12 protein-coding genes are annotated in these 14,221 nt (G+C 67.9%); 5 read left to right on the top strand and 7 right to left on the bottom strand.

Annotated features, from left to right (window positions below):
• Positions 1-15: 15 nt before the first annotated feature.
• Genes tagF through tssJ form a run of 5 tightly spaced genes read right to left on the bottom strand, consistent with a single transcriptional unit; the run spans position 16 to position 7,576 of the window.
• A complete protein-coding gene (gene tagF / locus HWX31_RS18620; RefSeq protein WP_244143775.1) occupies positions 16-732 on the bottom strand; it encodes a type VI secretion system-associated protein TagF in 717 nt (238 codons plus the stop codon).
• Positions 714-4,346 (bottom strand): type VI secretion system membrane subunit TssM, encoded by a 3,633-nt coding sequence (gene tssM / locus HWX31_RS18615; RefSeq protein WP_174962946.1) that lies wholly within the window; start codon positions 4,344-4,346, stop codon positions 714-716. Before tssM ends, tagF begins: the two co-directional genes overlap by 19 nt.
• A gap of 2 nt (positions 4,347-4,348) precedes the next feature.
• On the bottom strand, positions 4,349-5,674 hold the full coding sequence (locus tag HWX31_RS18610; protein ID WP_174962947.1) for a DotU family type VI secretion system protein: 1,326 nt from the start codon (positions 5,672-5,674) through the stop codon (positions 4,349-4,351).
• Positions 5,675-5,690: 16 nt separating this feature from the next.
• Positions 5,691-7,061 (bottom strand): type VI secretion system baseplate subunit TssK, encoded by a 1,371-nt coding sequence (gene tssK, locus HWX31_RS18605; protein ID WP_059610256.1) that lies wholly within the window; start codon positions 7,059-7,061, stop codon positions 5,691-5,693.
• Entirely contained in the window at positions 7,058-7,576 is a 519-nt protein-coding gene (gene tssJ / locus HWX31_RS18600) for a type VI secretion system lipoprotein TssJ (protein WP_059610257.1), read from the bottom strand. Before tssJ ends, tssK begins: the two co-directional genes overlap by 4 nt.
• A 622-nt stretch (positions 7,577-8,198) precedes the next feature.
• On the opposite strand from tssJ, the gene HWX31_RS18595 reads away from it, so the two are divergent.
• The gene (locus tag HWX31_RS18595) at positions 8,199-8,600 is read left to right on the top strand and encodes a TssQ family T6SS-associated lipoprotein (RefSeq protein ID WP_059637888.1); all 402 of its coding nucleotides are present in this window, start codon (positions 8,199-8,201) and stop codon (positions 8,598-8,600) included.
• A gap of 48 nt (positions 8,601-8,648) precedes the next feature.
• Positions 8,649-10,040 (top strand): type VI secretion system-associated FHA domain protein TagH, encoded by a 1,392-nt coding sequence (gene tagH, locus HWX31_RS18590; RefSeq protein WP_174962949.1) that lies wholly within the window; start codon positions 8,649-8,651, stop codon positions 10,038-10,040.
• Between the two features lie 42 nt (positions 10,041-10,082).
• On the opposite strand, the gene HWX31_RS18585 is transcribed toward tagH, so the two are convergent.
• Both HWX31_RS18585 and HWX31_RS18580 read right to left on the bottom strand, forming a co-directional pair.
• Positions 10,083-10,349 (bottom strand): DUF4430 domain-containing protein, encoded by a 267-nt coding sequence (locus HWX31_RS18585; RefSeq protein WP_174962952.1) that lies wholly within the window; start codon positions 10,347-10,349, stop codon positions 10,083-10,085.
• 406 nt (positions 10,350-10,755) lie between these two features.
• A complete protein-coding gene (locus HWX31_RS18580; protein ID WP_174962954.1) occupies positions 10,756-11,331 on the bottom strand; it encodes a prolyl hydroxylase family protein in 576 nt (191 codons plus the stop codon).
• A gap of 219 nt (positions 11,332-11,550) precedes the next feature.
• Between HWX31_RS18580 and HWX31_RS18575 the strand changes: the two genes are divergently transcribed.
• The 3 genes from HWX31_RS18575 (at position 11,551) to HWX31_RS18565 (ending at position 14,160) form a co-directional block, all read left to right on the top strand.
• The gene (locus tag HWX31_RS18575; protein ID WP_174962956.1) at positions 11,551-12,366 is read left to right on the top strand and encodes a hypothetical protein; all 816 of its coding nucleotides are present in this window, start codon (positions 11,551-11,553) and stop codon (positions 12,364-12,366) included.
• A gap of 82 nt (positions 12,367-12,448) precedes the next feature.
• Entirely contained in the window at positions 12,449-12,832 is a 384-nt protein-coding gene (locus tag HWX31_RS18570; RefSeq protein WP_174962958.1) for a hypothetical protein, read from the top strand.
• Positions 12,833-13,110: 278 nt separating this feature from the next.
• On the top strand, positions 13,111-14,160 hold the full coding sequence (locus HWX31_RS18565; protein ID WP_174962960.1) for a hypothetical protein: 1,050 nt from the start codon (positions 13,111-13,113) through the stop codon (positions 14,158-14,160).
• The last annotated feature ends 61 nt before the right edge of the window (positions 14,161-14,221 follow it).

Genomic DNA, 14,221 nt, shown 5'->3' with positions numbered 1-14,221 from the left:
ACCCTCTCGATGCCGCTACGCGTCGCCGCCGAACAGCCGCAGGAACAGCCGGCTGTCCGGCGCGCCGGTATGCGCGAGCGTACGCAGCGGCGATCCGTCGGCGCGATTGGTCCACCAGAAGCTCGTCGCGCCGTGCGGATCGAAATACCCGGACAGCCCCGGCCATGCGGGCGCCACCGTCTGCTCGGGCCGCTCCGGCCACGCCTGCGGCGACGGCGCGTCCGGGTCGCCGTCGCGCGCGGCCGGCCCTGCGCCGTCGGGCGCGAGCCGCACCTGTTCCAGCACATCCTCGAGATCGACCGGCGTGCGCGCATGCCGGATCGCGTCGAGCAGCGCGCTGCCGATCTGCCAGTAGAACGCGTCGGCTGAGTCCGGCAGCCCGCTCCAGTAATCGGCGGTGTTGAGCGGCAGCGTGACGAGCACCGGGTAATAGCGCCCCACCCGATCGCAGCTCGGCGCGACGCAGCCCGGCTGCACGCACGCCGCGCCGGCCCCCGCCGGAATCAGGAAATTCCAGACCGGCGCGACCGTGTAGTGGCGCGCGATCTCGTCCGCGCCGCGCTGGCGCAGCGCGGCCATGCCCTGCTGAAGCCAGCGCTCCCACCAGCCGGCGAGCGTGTGCGGCAGCCGGCGGTTCACGAAGTCCCCCGCGCCCGGAATCTTTCCGTACCAGGCCGGCGGTGCGCCGCTGGTCGTGTGCGCCGGTGTCGTGCTCATGGCTTCGGAGGGCATGCGAAGGACTCCATCTGGGCCAGCCTGAACGGATTGCGGACGCTGCTCGCGGTCACCAGCAGCACGATCGGTTTGCCGTCGACCGAGAAGCGCGCGACCATCTGCTCGGACCCGCGCCCGGCCGACAGCGCCGCGCGGTCGAACAGCCGGTGCAGCGCCCACGGCCCGTCGGTCGTGATGCCGTCCGCCGCGCCCGTCGTGCCGGTCGCCTGCAGCCGCACCTGGTTGCTGCCGCGCGGGCCCGGCCACTGCACCGCGCTCGGCACGAGCGGCCCGTGCGCGTAGCGGACGATCTGGCCGTCGACGTCGAGCACCATCTCGGCGATCGCCGGGTCCATTTCGAGCGGCTGGATCTGCGCCTTCAACTGCGCGGTGCGCGCGCCGCCTCCGAAATACACGTCGCGGATCACCGCGGCCTTCTCGAACGACGCGAGCATCGCGGCCGCCGCCGGGTCCGCGTCCGCGTTGCGGTTCGCGAAGCGCCACGGATGCGACGTCGTGTCGACGATCGGCTGCAGGTTCTTCTGGAAGAAGTCGTCCATCAGGCCGCCCGGCGCGAACAGCTGCGCGAAGTCCGACGGCGCGACGTCGCGCGACGAGCCGCGCGCAAACGGATAGCGGCCGTCGATCGCCTGCCGGCAGAAGTCGCCGACGTTCGCGCCCGCGCGCTGCGCGACGCTGCGCTGCTCGACGGTCGCGACGCTGCCGTTCGCGACGTTCGACAGGTCGTCGAGCACTTCGCGGAACGGCGTCGGCAGCCGGCCGGCCTGCGCGCGCAGCCGCGCCGGCGCGTCGGACGGAGGCGGCGTCGCGCCGCTCCTCAACGCGTCGTCGGTCGCGGTCAGGTACGTGTACAGCACGTCGATCGCCTTCAGCACCGAATCGAACGACGCGGCCTGGTCGCCGCTGCCCGGCGCGAACGTGCGCAGGCCCGCGAAATGGCTGTCGACGACCTGTTCCGGGCTCGCGGGCGCGGCGGCCCCCGCATCCGCATCGCCGCCCGGCTGGCCCGCGAAGATCTGCGCGAGCGAGCTGCGCGCCTCGTCGACCTTGTCCTGCGCGCGCGATGCGAGATTGCGTGCGCCGCCGGGCGCATCGCCGAGCGCCGTGTCGCGCGCGAGCGCGACCATCAGCCGGGTCAGCGGCGAATCCGCCGACGACAGCGCGCGCGCGACCTGGATGCTCTGCGCAAGCGACGACGTGCGCTGCAGCCGGACGTCGCCGAGATAGTCGTCCCAGATCTTCAGGTAGTCATTCAGGTAAAGCTGCCGGACGTCGCGCGCCCACGCGGCCGCGTCGTTCGCGCCCGGCATCTCGGACGCGCCGAGATTCAGCACCCACACCTCCTCGCGTCCGAACGCCTCGACCGCACCGGCCAGGCGCGGCGCGAACACGTTGCGATAGCCGTTGCGCGTGTAGAGGCCCGGCACGCCGTCCGCGAGCGGCTTGCCGCTCTGGCGGCGGAACACCATCGACGCGTCGGGGCCGACCGCGCGCGCGACGCTGAAGTCGAACGACGCGGTGGCCGGCCGCAGCGTGCGCGCGAGCTGCCGGTACAGCCGCTGCGAGAACGGCACCTGCCGCAGCCGATCGCGCACGTCGGCGACGAGCCGCTCGTTCATCGGGAACGGCGACACCGCGACGCGATTGCCGAACAGCGCCGCCAGATGCGCGCGCAACGCCGCGCGCTGCGACGGCGTGAAATCGGCGGGCAGCGCGCGCTCCATCTCGAGATCGACGACGGCCTGCACGAACGCGGGATCGTAATGCGCGCCGTCGTAGAGCATCAGGTACGCCTTCAGCGCCGCGTACGCGTATTCGACGTCGTCCGGCCGCGCTTCGCGCAGCGCCGCTTCCATCCGGCTCGCGGCGATCGGCAGCAGCACGTCGTCGAGCGCGCGCCGGTAAATCGCGTCGACCGCCTCGTCGATCTTCTCGCCCTGGAACAGCCCCCAGCGATACGCGAGCGGCGGATGCGCGAGATCGACGCCGCCCGCATTCGACAGGCTGCCCAGCGCATCGAGCACCGGCAGCAGCCGGGCGACGTCGGCGGCGCCCGCGATCGTCGCGCCGGCGATCTGCACGTCGACGGCCGGCACGCGCGCGGCGATCTGGTCGAGATACGCGCGGTTGTTCGAATAGCTCTTCAGCCACGCGGCCAGCATCGCGATGCACAGGAACGCGAGCGCCACGTAGCCGGCGAGCTGCAGCACGCGCCGCCGCTGATGCCAGCGCAGGTTGCTGCCCGCGAGCGCGGCCTCGCGGAAGATGTGGTCCTGCAGCAGCGATTTCAGGAAGAAGCTCTTGCCCGTCGCCCCCGACTGCGCGACGGGCGGCACGCCCTCGATCTTCAGGAAGCGCTTGATGCCGCTCATCACGCGATCGAACGCGGTGCCCTCCTGCGTGCCGCTCGTCAGGTAGACGCCGCGCAGCATCGGCATCGGCTCGAAGCTCGACACCGAGAACACTTCGGCGACGAACTGGCCGAGCAGGTCCTGCAGATCGGCGATCTGCTGCGGCAGCAGATAGCTCATCTCGCGCTGGCGCGCATCGGTCTGCGACGCGAGCAGCTCGGGCAGCGCATCGTTGAGCCGGCGGTGCAGAAGCCGGTATTCGCGGTCGAACGCCGCGCGCAGGTCGAAGCCCGATGCCTCGGCCTGCGCGAGCGGGAACGTGAAGCCCCACACCTGCGCGCACTCCGCGCGGCCATATCCGCCGAAATACTCGGCGAAGCCCGCGAGCAGGTCGGCCTTCGTGACGAGCAGGTACACCGGGAAGCGGATGCCGAGCTGCGCGCGCAATTCGAGCAGCCGCTTGCGCAGCACCATCGCGTGCTGCGTGCGCTCCGCTTCGGACGCGCCGAGCAGGTCGGCGACGCTGATCGTCAGCATCGCGCCGTTCAGCGGCTGGCGCGCGCGGTATCGCTTCAGCAGGTCGACGAAGCCTTTCCACTCCGCCTCGTCGAGCGCGCGGTTTCCCTCGTGCGTCGTATAGCGGCCGGCGGTGTCGATCAGCACCGCGTCGTTCGTGAACCACCAGTCGCAGTGCCGCGTGCCGCCGACGCCGCGGATCGCCGCGCGGCCGAACTGCTCGGCCAGCGGAAAGCTGAGCCCCGAATTGACGAGCGCCGTCGTCTTGCCCGAGCCCGGCGCGCCGATGAACACGTACCACGGCAACTGATACAGGTACTGGCGCGACATCCGTTCCAGCCAGCGCGGCAGCCCCTTGCGCGCGCCGCCGTCGGCCTGGCCGAAGCGGACTTTCTTCAGCAGCGTCGCGGCCTCGTCGAAGCGGCTGCGCAGCTCGTCGAGCTGGGCTTTCGCCGCATCGTCGGGGCCGCCCGAGCGCGGCGCGGCGTCGCGCAACTGGTTCAGCAGCTGCGCGTTGAGCCGGCCCGCGCGCCAGCCGCGCCACGCGAGGCGCCCGCCCCATGCGGCGAACAGCACGACGATCGTCAGCGCGCGCGCCCAGCCGCTTTCGAGCGGGCGAACCTCGGCGAACGCGAGCAGCGGGCCCGCGAGCCAGACGAAGCACGCGAGCACGACGAGCCCCGCGAAGGTCCAGATTTCCCGCGACGGCAATGGGCGGACGAAGCGTGCGACGGCCTGGCTCATGGTCAGCGCGTCTCCCTGGCGGCTGCGGCGTCGCCGCCCGGCGCGGGCAGCAGCGTGATCTCGACGCGCCGGTTGCGCGCGCGATTGGCCGGCGTATCGTTCGGCGCGACCGGGTCGAGCGTGCCGCGCCCTTCCGCCGCGAGCCGCTCCGGACGGTCGAGCCGCGCCGCGAGCAGGCTGCGCACGCTTTCCGCACGCTCGCGCGACAGGTCCCAGTTCGATGCGAAGCGCGCGGTGTGCACCGGCGTGTCGTCGGTATAGCCGCTCACGCGCACATTGCCGGGCACCTTGTTCAGCGCATCGGCGACCCGCGCCAGCACCGGCAGGTAGCGGTCGATCACCGACGTCGAGCCCGACTGGAACAGCCCGTCGCCGCGCAGCACGATCACGCTGCGGTCCGCGTCGTCGCGCACCGACACGAGCCCCGCCGCGATCTCCGGTTCGAGGAACTTCGCGATGCGCGGCGCCGGCGCGGGGCGCGGCGCCGGCTGCGCGGGCTGCAGCTTCGGCACGTGCAGCGCGTCGATCGACGCGAACAGCCGGTCCGAATGCCCGGCGAGCGCGATCCGCAGGCCCGCGAACACGCCGAAGCCGAGCAGCAGCGCGAGCGCCGCGCACACCCACAGCGGCATCGTGAAGCGCCGCGTGACGTCGCGCGTGACGACGTCGCGCCAGTGCGGAGACAGCGCCGCATCGAACTCGCCGCGCACCGAGCGGATCGTCTGCGCGAGCTGGCGGCGCAGCGCGTCGAGCTGCGCGTGGCCGTTGTCGAGCACGCGATAGCGGCCTTCGAAGCCGAGCGCGAGACAGAAATACAGCAGCTCCAGCAGGTCGAGATGCTGGCGCGGCTGCTGCGACAGCCGTTCGAGCAGGTGGAAGAACTTCTCGCCGCCCCAGGTCTCGTTGTGGAACGACACGAGCAGGCTGTGCGACGACCACACGCTGCCGCCCCACGGCGTCAGCGCGGCGGCCTCGTCGAGCGCCGTGCACAGGCAGTAGCGCGCGCCGATGATCGCCTCGGACGCGACGCCCGCCTCCTGCGCGCGCGCCTCGAACTGCCGGATCTCGACGACGAGATGCTCGCGCAGCCACGCCGGGTTCGGGTGGTGCACCGTCGAGCGGATCTGCGGCACGAGGTTGAGCAGCGGGTTCGCGGCGGCGACGAGCGGGTTCGTGCCGCTCGCCGCCCAGCGGCCCGGCCTCGGCTGCATGACGGACGCACCGGCCGGGCCGGCCGCGGCCGCGTCGGCAGCCGCGTGCATGCCGCCCGGGTTGGGCGGCACGAAGCCGCCTGCGCCGGTGGAGAACGAATCGGTAGAAGGGTTCATCGCGCGCCTCCCGCCCTTATCCGCGAATCGCCCAGAACTCCATCGAGAGTCCCGGGAATTCGCCGGCCAGATGCAGCGCCAGACCGCCGGAGCGCGCGAGCTGCTTCCACAGGTCGCCGCCCTTGTCGATCTCGAAGTAGGTATGGCCCGCGTGATACGGAATCTGCCGCGGCGCGACCGGCAGCTGGCGCATCGCGATCCCCGGCAGCTGCAGCTGCACGAGATCGCGGATGCGCTCGACGGGCCCGAGCTTCGCCTGCGCCGGAAAGCGTGCGCGCAGGCTGTCGGCCGGCACGTCCGCGCGCACCGCGAGCACGAAGCCCGCCGTGTCGCGCAGCGACGGATCGGCGAGCGTCGCGACCCGCATCCCGTTGCCCGCGTCGCGCAGCTCGATCTGGATCGCGTTCTGCTCGAGCACCGTCGACAGCGAGCGGCGCAGCTCGACCATCAGTTCTCCGAAGCTCGCGCGCAAGTCGTCGTGCCGGTAGATCGCGAGCGTCTGCGGCCGCCGGCCGGCCGCGGTGAACGTGCTCAGGTCGCACGCGAGCTTCAGCCAGTCGCAGAACAGCGTCTCCGGATGCGCGGCGACGTCCTGCTGCGCATGCCAGGTGAGCGCCAGATAGCGGTTGACGAGCTGCAGCAGCAGGAAATCCGCGACCTCCGACACGCCGCCGCGCCCCGGCTCCGACAGCCGCTCGGCCAGCGCCTCGCTGCGCTGCGTCAGCAGCCCGTGCAGCTCGCGCGTGTGGCGCAGCAGCACCGGGTCTCGCTGCGCGACGAGCCGCGGCGGGATGTAGCCGTCGTCGACGAGCAGCCGGCCGTCGGTGCGCCGCTCGACGATCCGCGCGACGCCGAGCGCGTGCCAGTCGCCCGTCAGTTCCGCTTCGAGCATCAGCCGCACGTTGAGGCGGCCCGTTTGCAGCAGCGCGGGGCCGAGCGCGACCGCGTTCGCGTCGGCGATCTCGTATTCGCGCACGACGTAGCGCGCGACGTCGGCGTCGCCTTCGCCGCCGAACGACACCTCCTCCGCGCCGCCGCGCCAGTGCGGCAGCGCAAGCACGACGAGCTGGTCCTTCGCGTCGGCGGGCACGTCGAACGGCTCGGGCAGGTCGTCCGGATGCGCGAGGTCGAACGGCGTGCCGTCGCGCATCACGCCCGACGCCGCGCGCAGCGCGACCTTGCCGAGCGCGAGCAGCTCGCGATCGATCTCCAGCGCGTCGAACCCCCAGCCGAACCCCAGCAGCGGCAGGCAGCGCAGGCTCACATAGCGTTCCCAGTGCCGTTCGAGCTGCTGGAAATGCTGCGGCCGCAGGAACATCCCTTCGGTCCATACCACGCGCTGACGCAGGGCCGCGACCGGCGTCGCGGACAATGACGGTTCGTTCATGGGCGCCCCCGTGCATCGCCGCCGAGCCCGATTCCGCCGTTGCGCACCGCGATCGACAGCTTCAGCTCGCCCGGCGAGGTCTGCCAGAACTTGTAGACGTTGAGCTGCTTCGCGCGCGGCAACGGCACGGTGAGCCGCCAGCGGTTCTTTTCGAGCACGCGGTATTCTGCGACGACGCCGAGCGCGCCCGCTTCCACGTTGCCGCGGTAATGCAGCGTGCGCGCCTCGCCCGGCCGCAGGATGATCCGGTCGACGCCGAGCAGGTCCGCGCCGAGCACGCCCTCCGGCTTGTCCTGCAGCGAGAAGAAATCCGCACTCTCGAATGCCGACGCGGCCTTGAGCTGGAACACCTTCAGCACGATCGGCGACGGCTTGCGGTTGAGGTCCGGATTGACGTCGGGCGCGACGTCGACCGTGATCGCATACGGCACCGCAGCGGCGCGCTCCGTCGCGCCGCATCCCGGGAGCAGCAGCACGCACCCCAGGACGATGAAACCACCGGACCGCCGTCGCATATTCGATCCTCGCAGCGCAATCAGTCTCCACCGGTTTCCCGACGACGAAAACCGGCCCGATCGGTGAATCAGGAGCAATGCTTCATTCGGTAATTATGTAATTCCGATTTCCTTTCATCACGATCCAATTCGGCAATTTATTCATTTAAAAGCCGGGTCGAATCATCCTTGCTTTCCGAAAAATCCTGAATCGGAAAAACGGAAATCAACTGGAATCGATTCCCGACCGATTCCCGGATGCGTGGCTTGCCGACGCGGCACGAATCTCGTACGCGGACACCCATCAGACGGACGCGCGGCGCCGTCCTCCGGCCTGGAAGCCGGCGGCGGCATGCGACTCGGGTGACGTGCCAAGCTGTTCACGCCGCCGGAATAAACGGCCCGCTTTTACGCACTGGGATGAGCGCTGCAAAACAACTGACGAAACCAAAAAGCACACCGAACTATAGGTTCGATTTTCCGGATTCACAAGGCGCATTCCGAATCAAATAAGGCGCCCGCCCCGGATTATTGTTTCAAGATGAAACGAAACGTAACAGCCTGTCCGGTTCCGATGATTGGCACTAGAATCCAACAGCACCGCGCGTCACCCGTCCAATCACCGGAAACCGTCCAAACAAGAATGAAAGGCCGTTCGTCGCTGGTTGTCTGCCTTGGCCTCGTGTTGCTGGGCATGAGCGGCTGCAGCAGCACGTCCACGAGCACATCGCCGACCCAGTCGGCCGCGCGTGCCGCGGTCGACAGCGCGCGCGCCGCGTACGCCGCGGGCGACTACGGCCGCACCATTGCGATCCTCGGCCATGCGCGCGAAATCGACGGCGCCGACGTCGGCACGCAGGTCGCCGCGCACAAGCTGCTCGCGTTCAGCTACTGCGTGACGAACCGCGTCGCGACGTGCCGGGCCGAGTTCTCGAAGATTCTCGATCTCAATCCGCGCTTCGAGCTGTCCCCCGCCGAGAAGGGGCATCCGATCTGGGGACCGGCGTTCGAGACCGCGCGCCGCAAGCATGCGTCGGCGTCCTGAACGAACCGGTTTCCCGGCGAGCGCTTCATTCAGCGAGCGACGTCTGACATGCAACTGATCGTGATCGAACATGCCGGCGAGCCGGTCGGCAGCGACCGCTTCGACGCCGTCGTGTTTCACCCGCCGGGCGGCACCATCGGCCGGGACGGCGACAATCATCTGGTGCTGCGCGACGACACGCGGCAGATCTCGCGGCTGCAGGCGCTGCTGCAGGTCGGCGACGACGCGTGCCTGCTGAAGAACCTCAGCAGCGTGTCCACCATCGAAGTGAACCGCGTGCCGATCGCGTATGCGCAGGAGCGGCCGCTCAACGACGGCGACATCGTGCGGATCGGGCCTTACGTGCTGCGCGCGGAGCGCGAGGATGCGGCCGGGCGCAACGATGCGGCCCCGGCGCGCACGGTCGATATGACCGGCGGCGCACGCGATCCGGCGGTGCCGCACGACGATGCGAAAGTGACCGGCAACCGCCTGTGGGGCCGGCTGCACGACCGCTTCGCGCGCGGCAAGACGCCGGACGAAGCCGCGCCGCGTGCGCCTGTCGGCCAGGACGGCAAGCCTGCCGTGCACTCCGCCGCGGCGCCGTCGTCCACGCCGCCGCGCGACCTGCATCAGTTGTCGACCGATCCGCTCGATCTGTTCGCGCAACCGTCGGGGGACGCCGGCCCCGACGATGCGCACCGTGCGGCCGAAGGCTCGCAAAGCGCATTTACGCAGGCCGACCATGCGCCCGAATGGACGCAGCACGTGCGCGTGCAGCCGGCGGCCGCAGCCGCCGAAGCGCCCGATGCCGATGCCGACGCCCCGCCGCCCGCAGCACACGCGCCGGAACCCGCGACGCCGGACGCGCTGCTGCGCGCGTTCTTCGAAGGCGCCGGGATCGACGCCGCCGATCCGCATCGTTGGTCGGCCGAGCAGTTGTACATCGCCGGCCAGTTGCTCGCGCTGTTCGCGAACGGCACGGTCGAGCTGCTGTCGTCGCGCAGCATCCTGAAGCGCGAGGTGAAGGCGCACATGACGATGCTGCTCGACCGCGAGAACAATCCGCTGAAGCTGCTGCCGGACGGCGGCGCGGTGCTGCGGCAGATGTTCGGGCTGCCGCTGCCGGGCTTCATGTCGCCGCAGAGCGCGGTCAGCGATGCGTTCCAGGATCTGCACGCGCATCAGATCGGCATGGTCGCCGGCATGCGCGCCGCGCTGATGGACCTGCTGACGCGCTTCTCGCCGCAGCGCCTGCGCGAGCGCGACGACACGCCGCCGCCGTGGTACGAGAAGCATCTGCCGGTGCTGTACAAGGCGCGGATGTGGGACCGCTACGCGGCGACGCATCGCGACACGGTGTTCGCGATCGAGGACGATTTCGCGTCGGTGTTCGGGAAGGCGTTTCTGGCGGCTTACGACGCGGAAGTCGAGAGCTATCGGGGGAGCGGCCGGCATTGAGGGGGCGATGCCGGCCGTGTCGCATGGATCGCGCGACGAACGTCAAACCAGCGGCGGATGAACCGCCTGCTTCAAGCCGCTCGAGTAGTGCTTGTAGTCCCAGGCCACGCTATCGCCGGGTTGCAGCGTGTAAACCGCACATGAGACTTCGAGCATCTGGCCGTTGACGAAATACACCCACCAGTAGCCGTTGCCGCCCTGGTTCGCCTCTACTCCACCCAAGCCCGTAATGAACAGGCTCGCCCCTGAGCCCTGCCATTGCGCGTTGAGGGCGGGCGACACGCCGTCGGCCGTCAGCAGATCGAACACGGTTGTCACGCCGGGGGCGATCGCGATGCGGTCGTTCGCTTGCCACGGAGGATTGTGAAATTCAGAACCCCCAATCGACGAATTGATTCGCTACCGAATTGGCCATGACGATATCTCCGTAGTGGTGGTGAATGCCTGAACTGCGTCCCTCTGCTCTATTTCGTTATCAGGCGGCGCAGCACGGTGATTGCCGCACGTTCTGTCGGCATGATCCCCGTTTCGTATCGCGCATTTTCCGTTCTTCTCTGACAGGCGCCTTTGCCGTCCGTGAAGTCCTGATATTCGTATTGATCAGAGAATAGGCGATGGCCCCGCACCTCGCAATGTCAGTCAATCGACGGGCCCTGGTTCACTTCAGCGCGGACGTCGATCGTCACGGCAAACAAAGGGACCCCGGCGATCACCGCTAGTTTTCGATGCGGTTGATCTGCTCGGTGTAAAAAAGGTCCGTGCGCAGCACATACTTCTCGCCCGAATTGACCGACCTGCCTTCGTGCCATACGCGATGTTCGAAAAGGAGCGCATCCCCCGCGCGTGGCGAAATCGGCCGATAGGCCCACTGCTCACGCGGACCATAGGGCATCAGTACCGTTTCCCCGCCATCGGCGTCATTGAGATAGAAGAGCGCGGTGACGAGACTTTCGTTCTGCCCGTCCTGTTGCGTCCCGTCCCGATGGGGCTTGAAATACTGCCCCTCCCGATAGCGGTAAAAGCGAAAATGGCTCCCCGTCGCCACATAGCGCATCCCGTCCAGCAAACGAGGAAAGCCATCTCTCATCGCTTTAAAAAGATGGGCTTCAAGCCGTGTCGCGAGTTCAGGATTGTCCCACTCGAGCCGGTCGTTGTTCCGCACGGATTCCCGGCGCTGTATCTCGCCGTAGAAGTTGACCGGCGCCGCTTCGAAAGCCCGCTGGCGCGCGTACTCGAGCAACTCGGCGCACAGATCGGCTGGAAGTGCTTCAGACAGGTGTTGGATGAACATTGGTTGCGGACGAAAGCGTTGACGGCATCCAGATCGAGATGGCGCTCAATCATTTAAAAGGATTATTATTGAAATAAATGTCAATATCGTATCAGAATAAATAAACCAGGCGCGTCGAAGTGGCGGTGCAATGATCCCTGTCGCACGTCGTTGCGTCGGCGCGCATGGCCTGGGGCATTTGAAACGTTGTAGAGAACAACTGTGACGAGGAGGTTGTAAATGGAAAGCTTGATCCCGGCAGCGAAGCGGCATGGACACATGCGACACAGGTTGCGTCGGCACTGTGCGATGCTGCTGCTCGCCGGCTCGGCCTGGGGAATGTCGGGCGCGGCGCATGCGGCGCTCGCGTGCGACGCGCCCTGGATGCACAAAGGTGGCGGTTTCACGATGTCGGTGTTGCCGGCGGGCATCGTCCTCGAGGTCGAAATGCTTGATTTCAAAAAGACCCTCGACGGCAATTGCAGCGGTACGTTACGGGCGAACGGGACGCTGAACGTGGCGGGCCGCACTTCGCGCAGCCAGAACGACATGGCGCTCCGGATCGTTGACGGTCACGCCCGCTTTGGGGCGCTCTCTTCCGATGGATCGATACGCGCATCGTCAAACGACGCGTCGATGGCGGGCTCGGTATCGGCGCAAGCGGCCGGCCTGCTCAGCTACGTCGGCGAATCCCTGACCGAGGGCGCAACGCTGCCTGCCACACGCAGCGAGGTGTCGTTCGCGGGCACGGTGTCGGCAATGGGCATGAACGTCAATCACATCTCGTTGCCGAAGGCGGTCGTGACGACCACCGCAAAGCGCATTGGAAAACCGGAGCAACTCGACACGGTTGCCGGTCGGCTCGTGTGTGTGCCGATCAGCTACGACCAAACGCAGCAAGCGGCCAAGATCACCATGCTCGGCCACGCGACGACCGTGCCGGCCGCTACGCAGCACGTCGTCGATCATTTCTGCCCCGCGACCGGGCTGGTGATGCTCAAGGACGCGGGCGACAACGGCAAGAGTGGAGCGGTGAAGATCACCGCAATGCATTGAGCGCGCTGCGGTGTTATCGCGTAACTCGGTTCCTGTCTATTGGACCTTCAGTGGAAGGCGCGCCCCCGAACGGAATTCCAGCATGACTTGGTATCGATCGATTCTCGCCGCAGCGTGCGGCACACTCATGTTTGCCTCCCACGGCGCACAGGCCCAAGGCGGGAGCGAAGTACCCGGCGTGATTCTGACGCAGCTGACGATGTTCATCACGAGCGCCTATCTGAAGGCGGGCAAGATCGAGGAGGCCCCCGACCTCGACGTTCCTGAGCCTGCAACGGCTGCCGCCCTGCAAGCCAAAGTGTTCGCCGGCACGGCTCAGACCCTGCGCATGCGCAAGAAGAAGTGTACGAATGTCATTGGCGCCCGAGTGCCGGAAGACAAGCACGATACCCGCACGATCGCCGTAACCTGCTCGGATGGCGGTCGCTACATGATCGTCGTAGACGAGGCAACGATCACTCCGTGAGCTCGATTTCCCGATATTCGTATTGATCAGCGAATAGGCGATGGACCGGCGGCCCGCAATACCGCTCGGGCGTGACTGGGCGTGACTAACACGCAGCCCCCTCCGCTCCCCGCGCAGGTCACAACAGCCCGCCCCGAGCGTCCCTTCCTCCTGTGTCCTTCATCCCATGACGTCGGGCAGCGCTTTCGGCCCATAGGCCGTCTGCGTGCGCCTGCTTATCGTTGACGCATGCCCGCTCGTGGGCCTTCTCCCATCCACGAAATCACTGGAGCCCGTTCATGGATATCGATCGTCACCGTATCGGCGGCACCCTGGGGATCGCCGCATGTTCGTTTGCCGCCGCACTTTCTTTCGCCACGCAGGCGCAGGGGGCGACCGCCTGCTATGCCGTCGACATGCGCGGAGGGCCGCTCTACGTGACGTCGGATGTGTTGCGCGATGCCGCGCTCAGGGTCGCGAACGCGCAAGTCGCCGCCGCCGTGAATATGCCGTTGACGCCGGTCACGCCCCCGCCCGACCCGAAACGTTGCGACGGGGCGAACGATCGCCTTCCTGCGGAGGGGCCCGGCGCCCGCAACTACTTCGGCAATGTCGTGAGCCCGTTGAAGTTCCTGCGTCTCGCGGCCTATCAATGCGCGGGAGCAGGCGGCCAAAGTCAGTTCTTCTCGATGAACCAGGCCATTTATTATCGCCAGTGCGGCGGCGGGCAATACTCGAACTACATTCACTTCTGGGGACGCGCGAACGGGAACCCGAGCACGTGTTTCGCCAGCGACTACCCGACGATGTTTGCCAAGGCCACCAAAGACAGGAAGCCGGCGGACCTGCTCAACGCGATGAAGACGGTTTACTCGGGCGGCCTGAGCGGAACCGCCGCGAACGATCAGGCGCTCGGCAACGCGATGGCGGCGATCCTGATCGCCGAAAGCAATCGTGACTATCTCGTCAATCTCGAGAACTACATGCTGATGGACCTGGCCGACGTGAAGAAGGCCACGCCGGAGCAAATCATCGGGGGCCACTGCGTGCCGAATGCCGGGTCCTGCCAGAACCGCGGCGAGTCGCAGAACGGCAAGCACCCGATCGCGTGGGGCGGAGCCCAGGAAACCATGATGGTGAACGGCTGGGGCCAGGGGGCAGGCGCCAATAGCCCCTTCGGCATGACATTCGAAGGCAATCTGTCGTCCGAGTGGGCGGTCGCGAAAGGAAAGGCCACGAGCGCGAAGGTCGCCCAATGCGGCGCGGTTCCGCCAACCTACGGAAATCTGACCCCCGACCAGCAGAGCGCAGTGAGAGCCGTCTTCGAGGGCATTCTGCCGGCCCGCTGAGATTCGCCGCCGGTCAACGCGCCAGGAAAAGGCCGCCGCCCCCATACGCGGAAGCGGCGGC

Origin of the sequence: Burkholderia ubonensis (genome assembly GCF_902833085.1) — a bacterium.
Lineage (GTDB): Bacteria > Pseudomonadota > Gammaproteobacteria > Burkholderiales > Burkholderiaceae > Burkholderia > Burkholderia ubonensis.
This window is presented reverse-complemented; position numbering and strand designations above follow the sequence as displayed.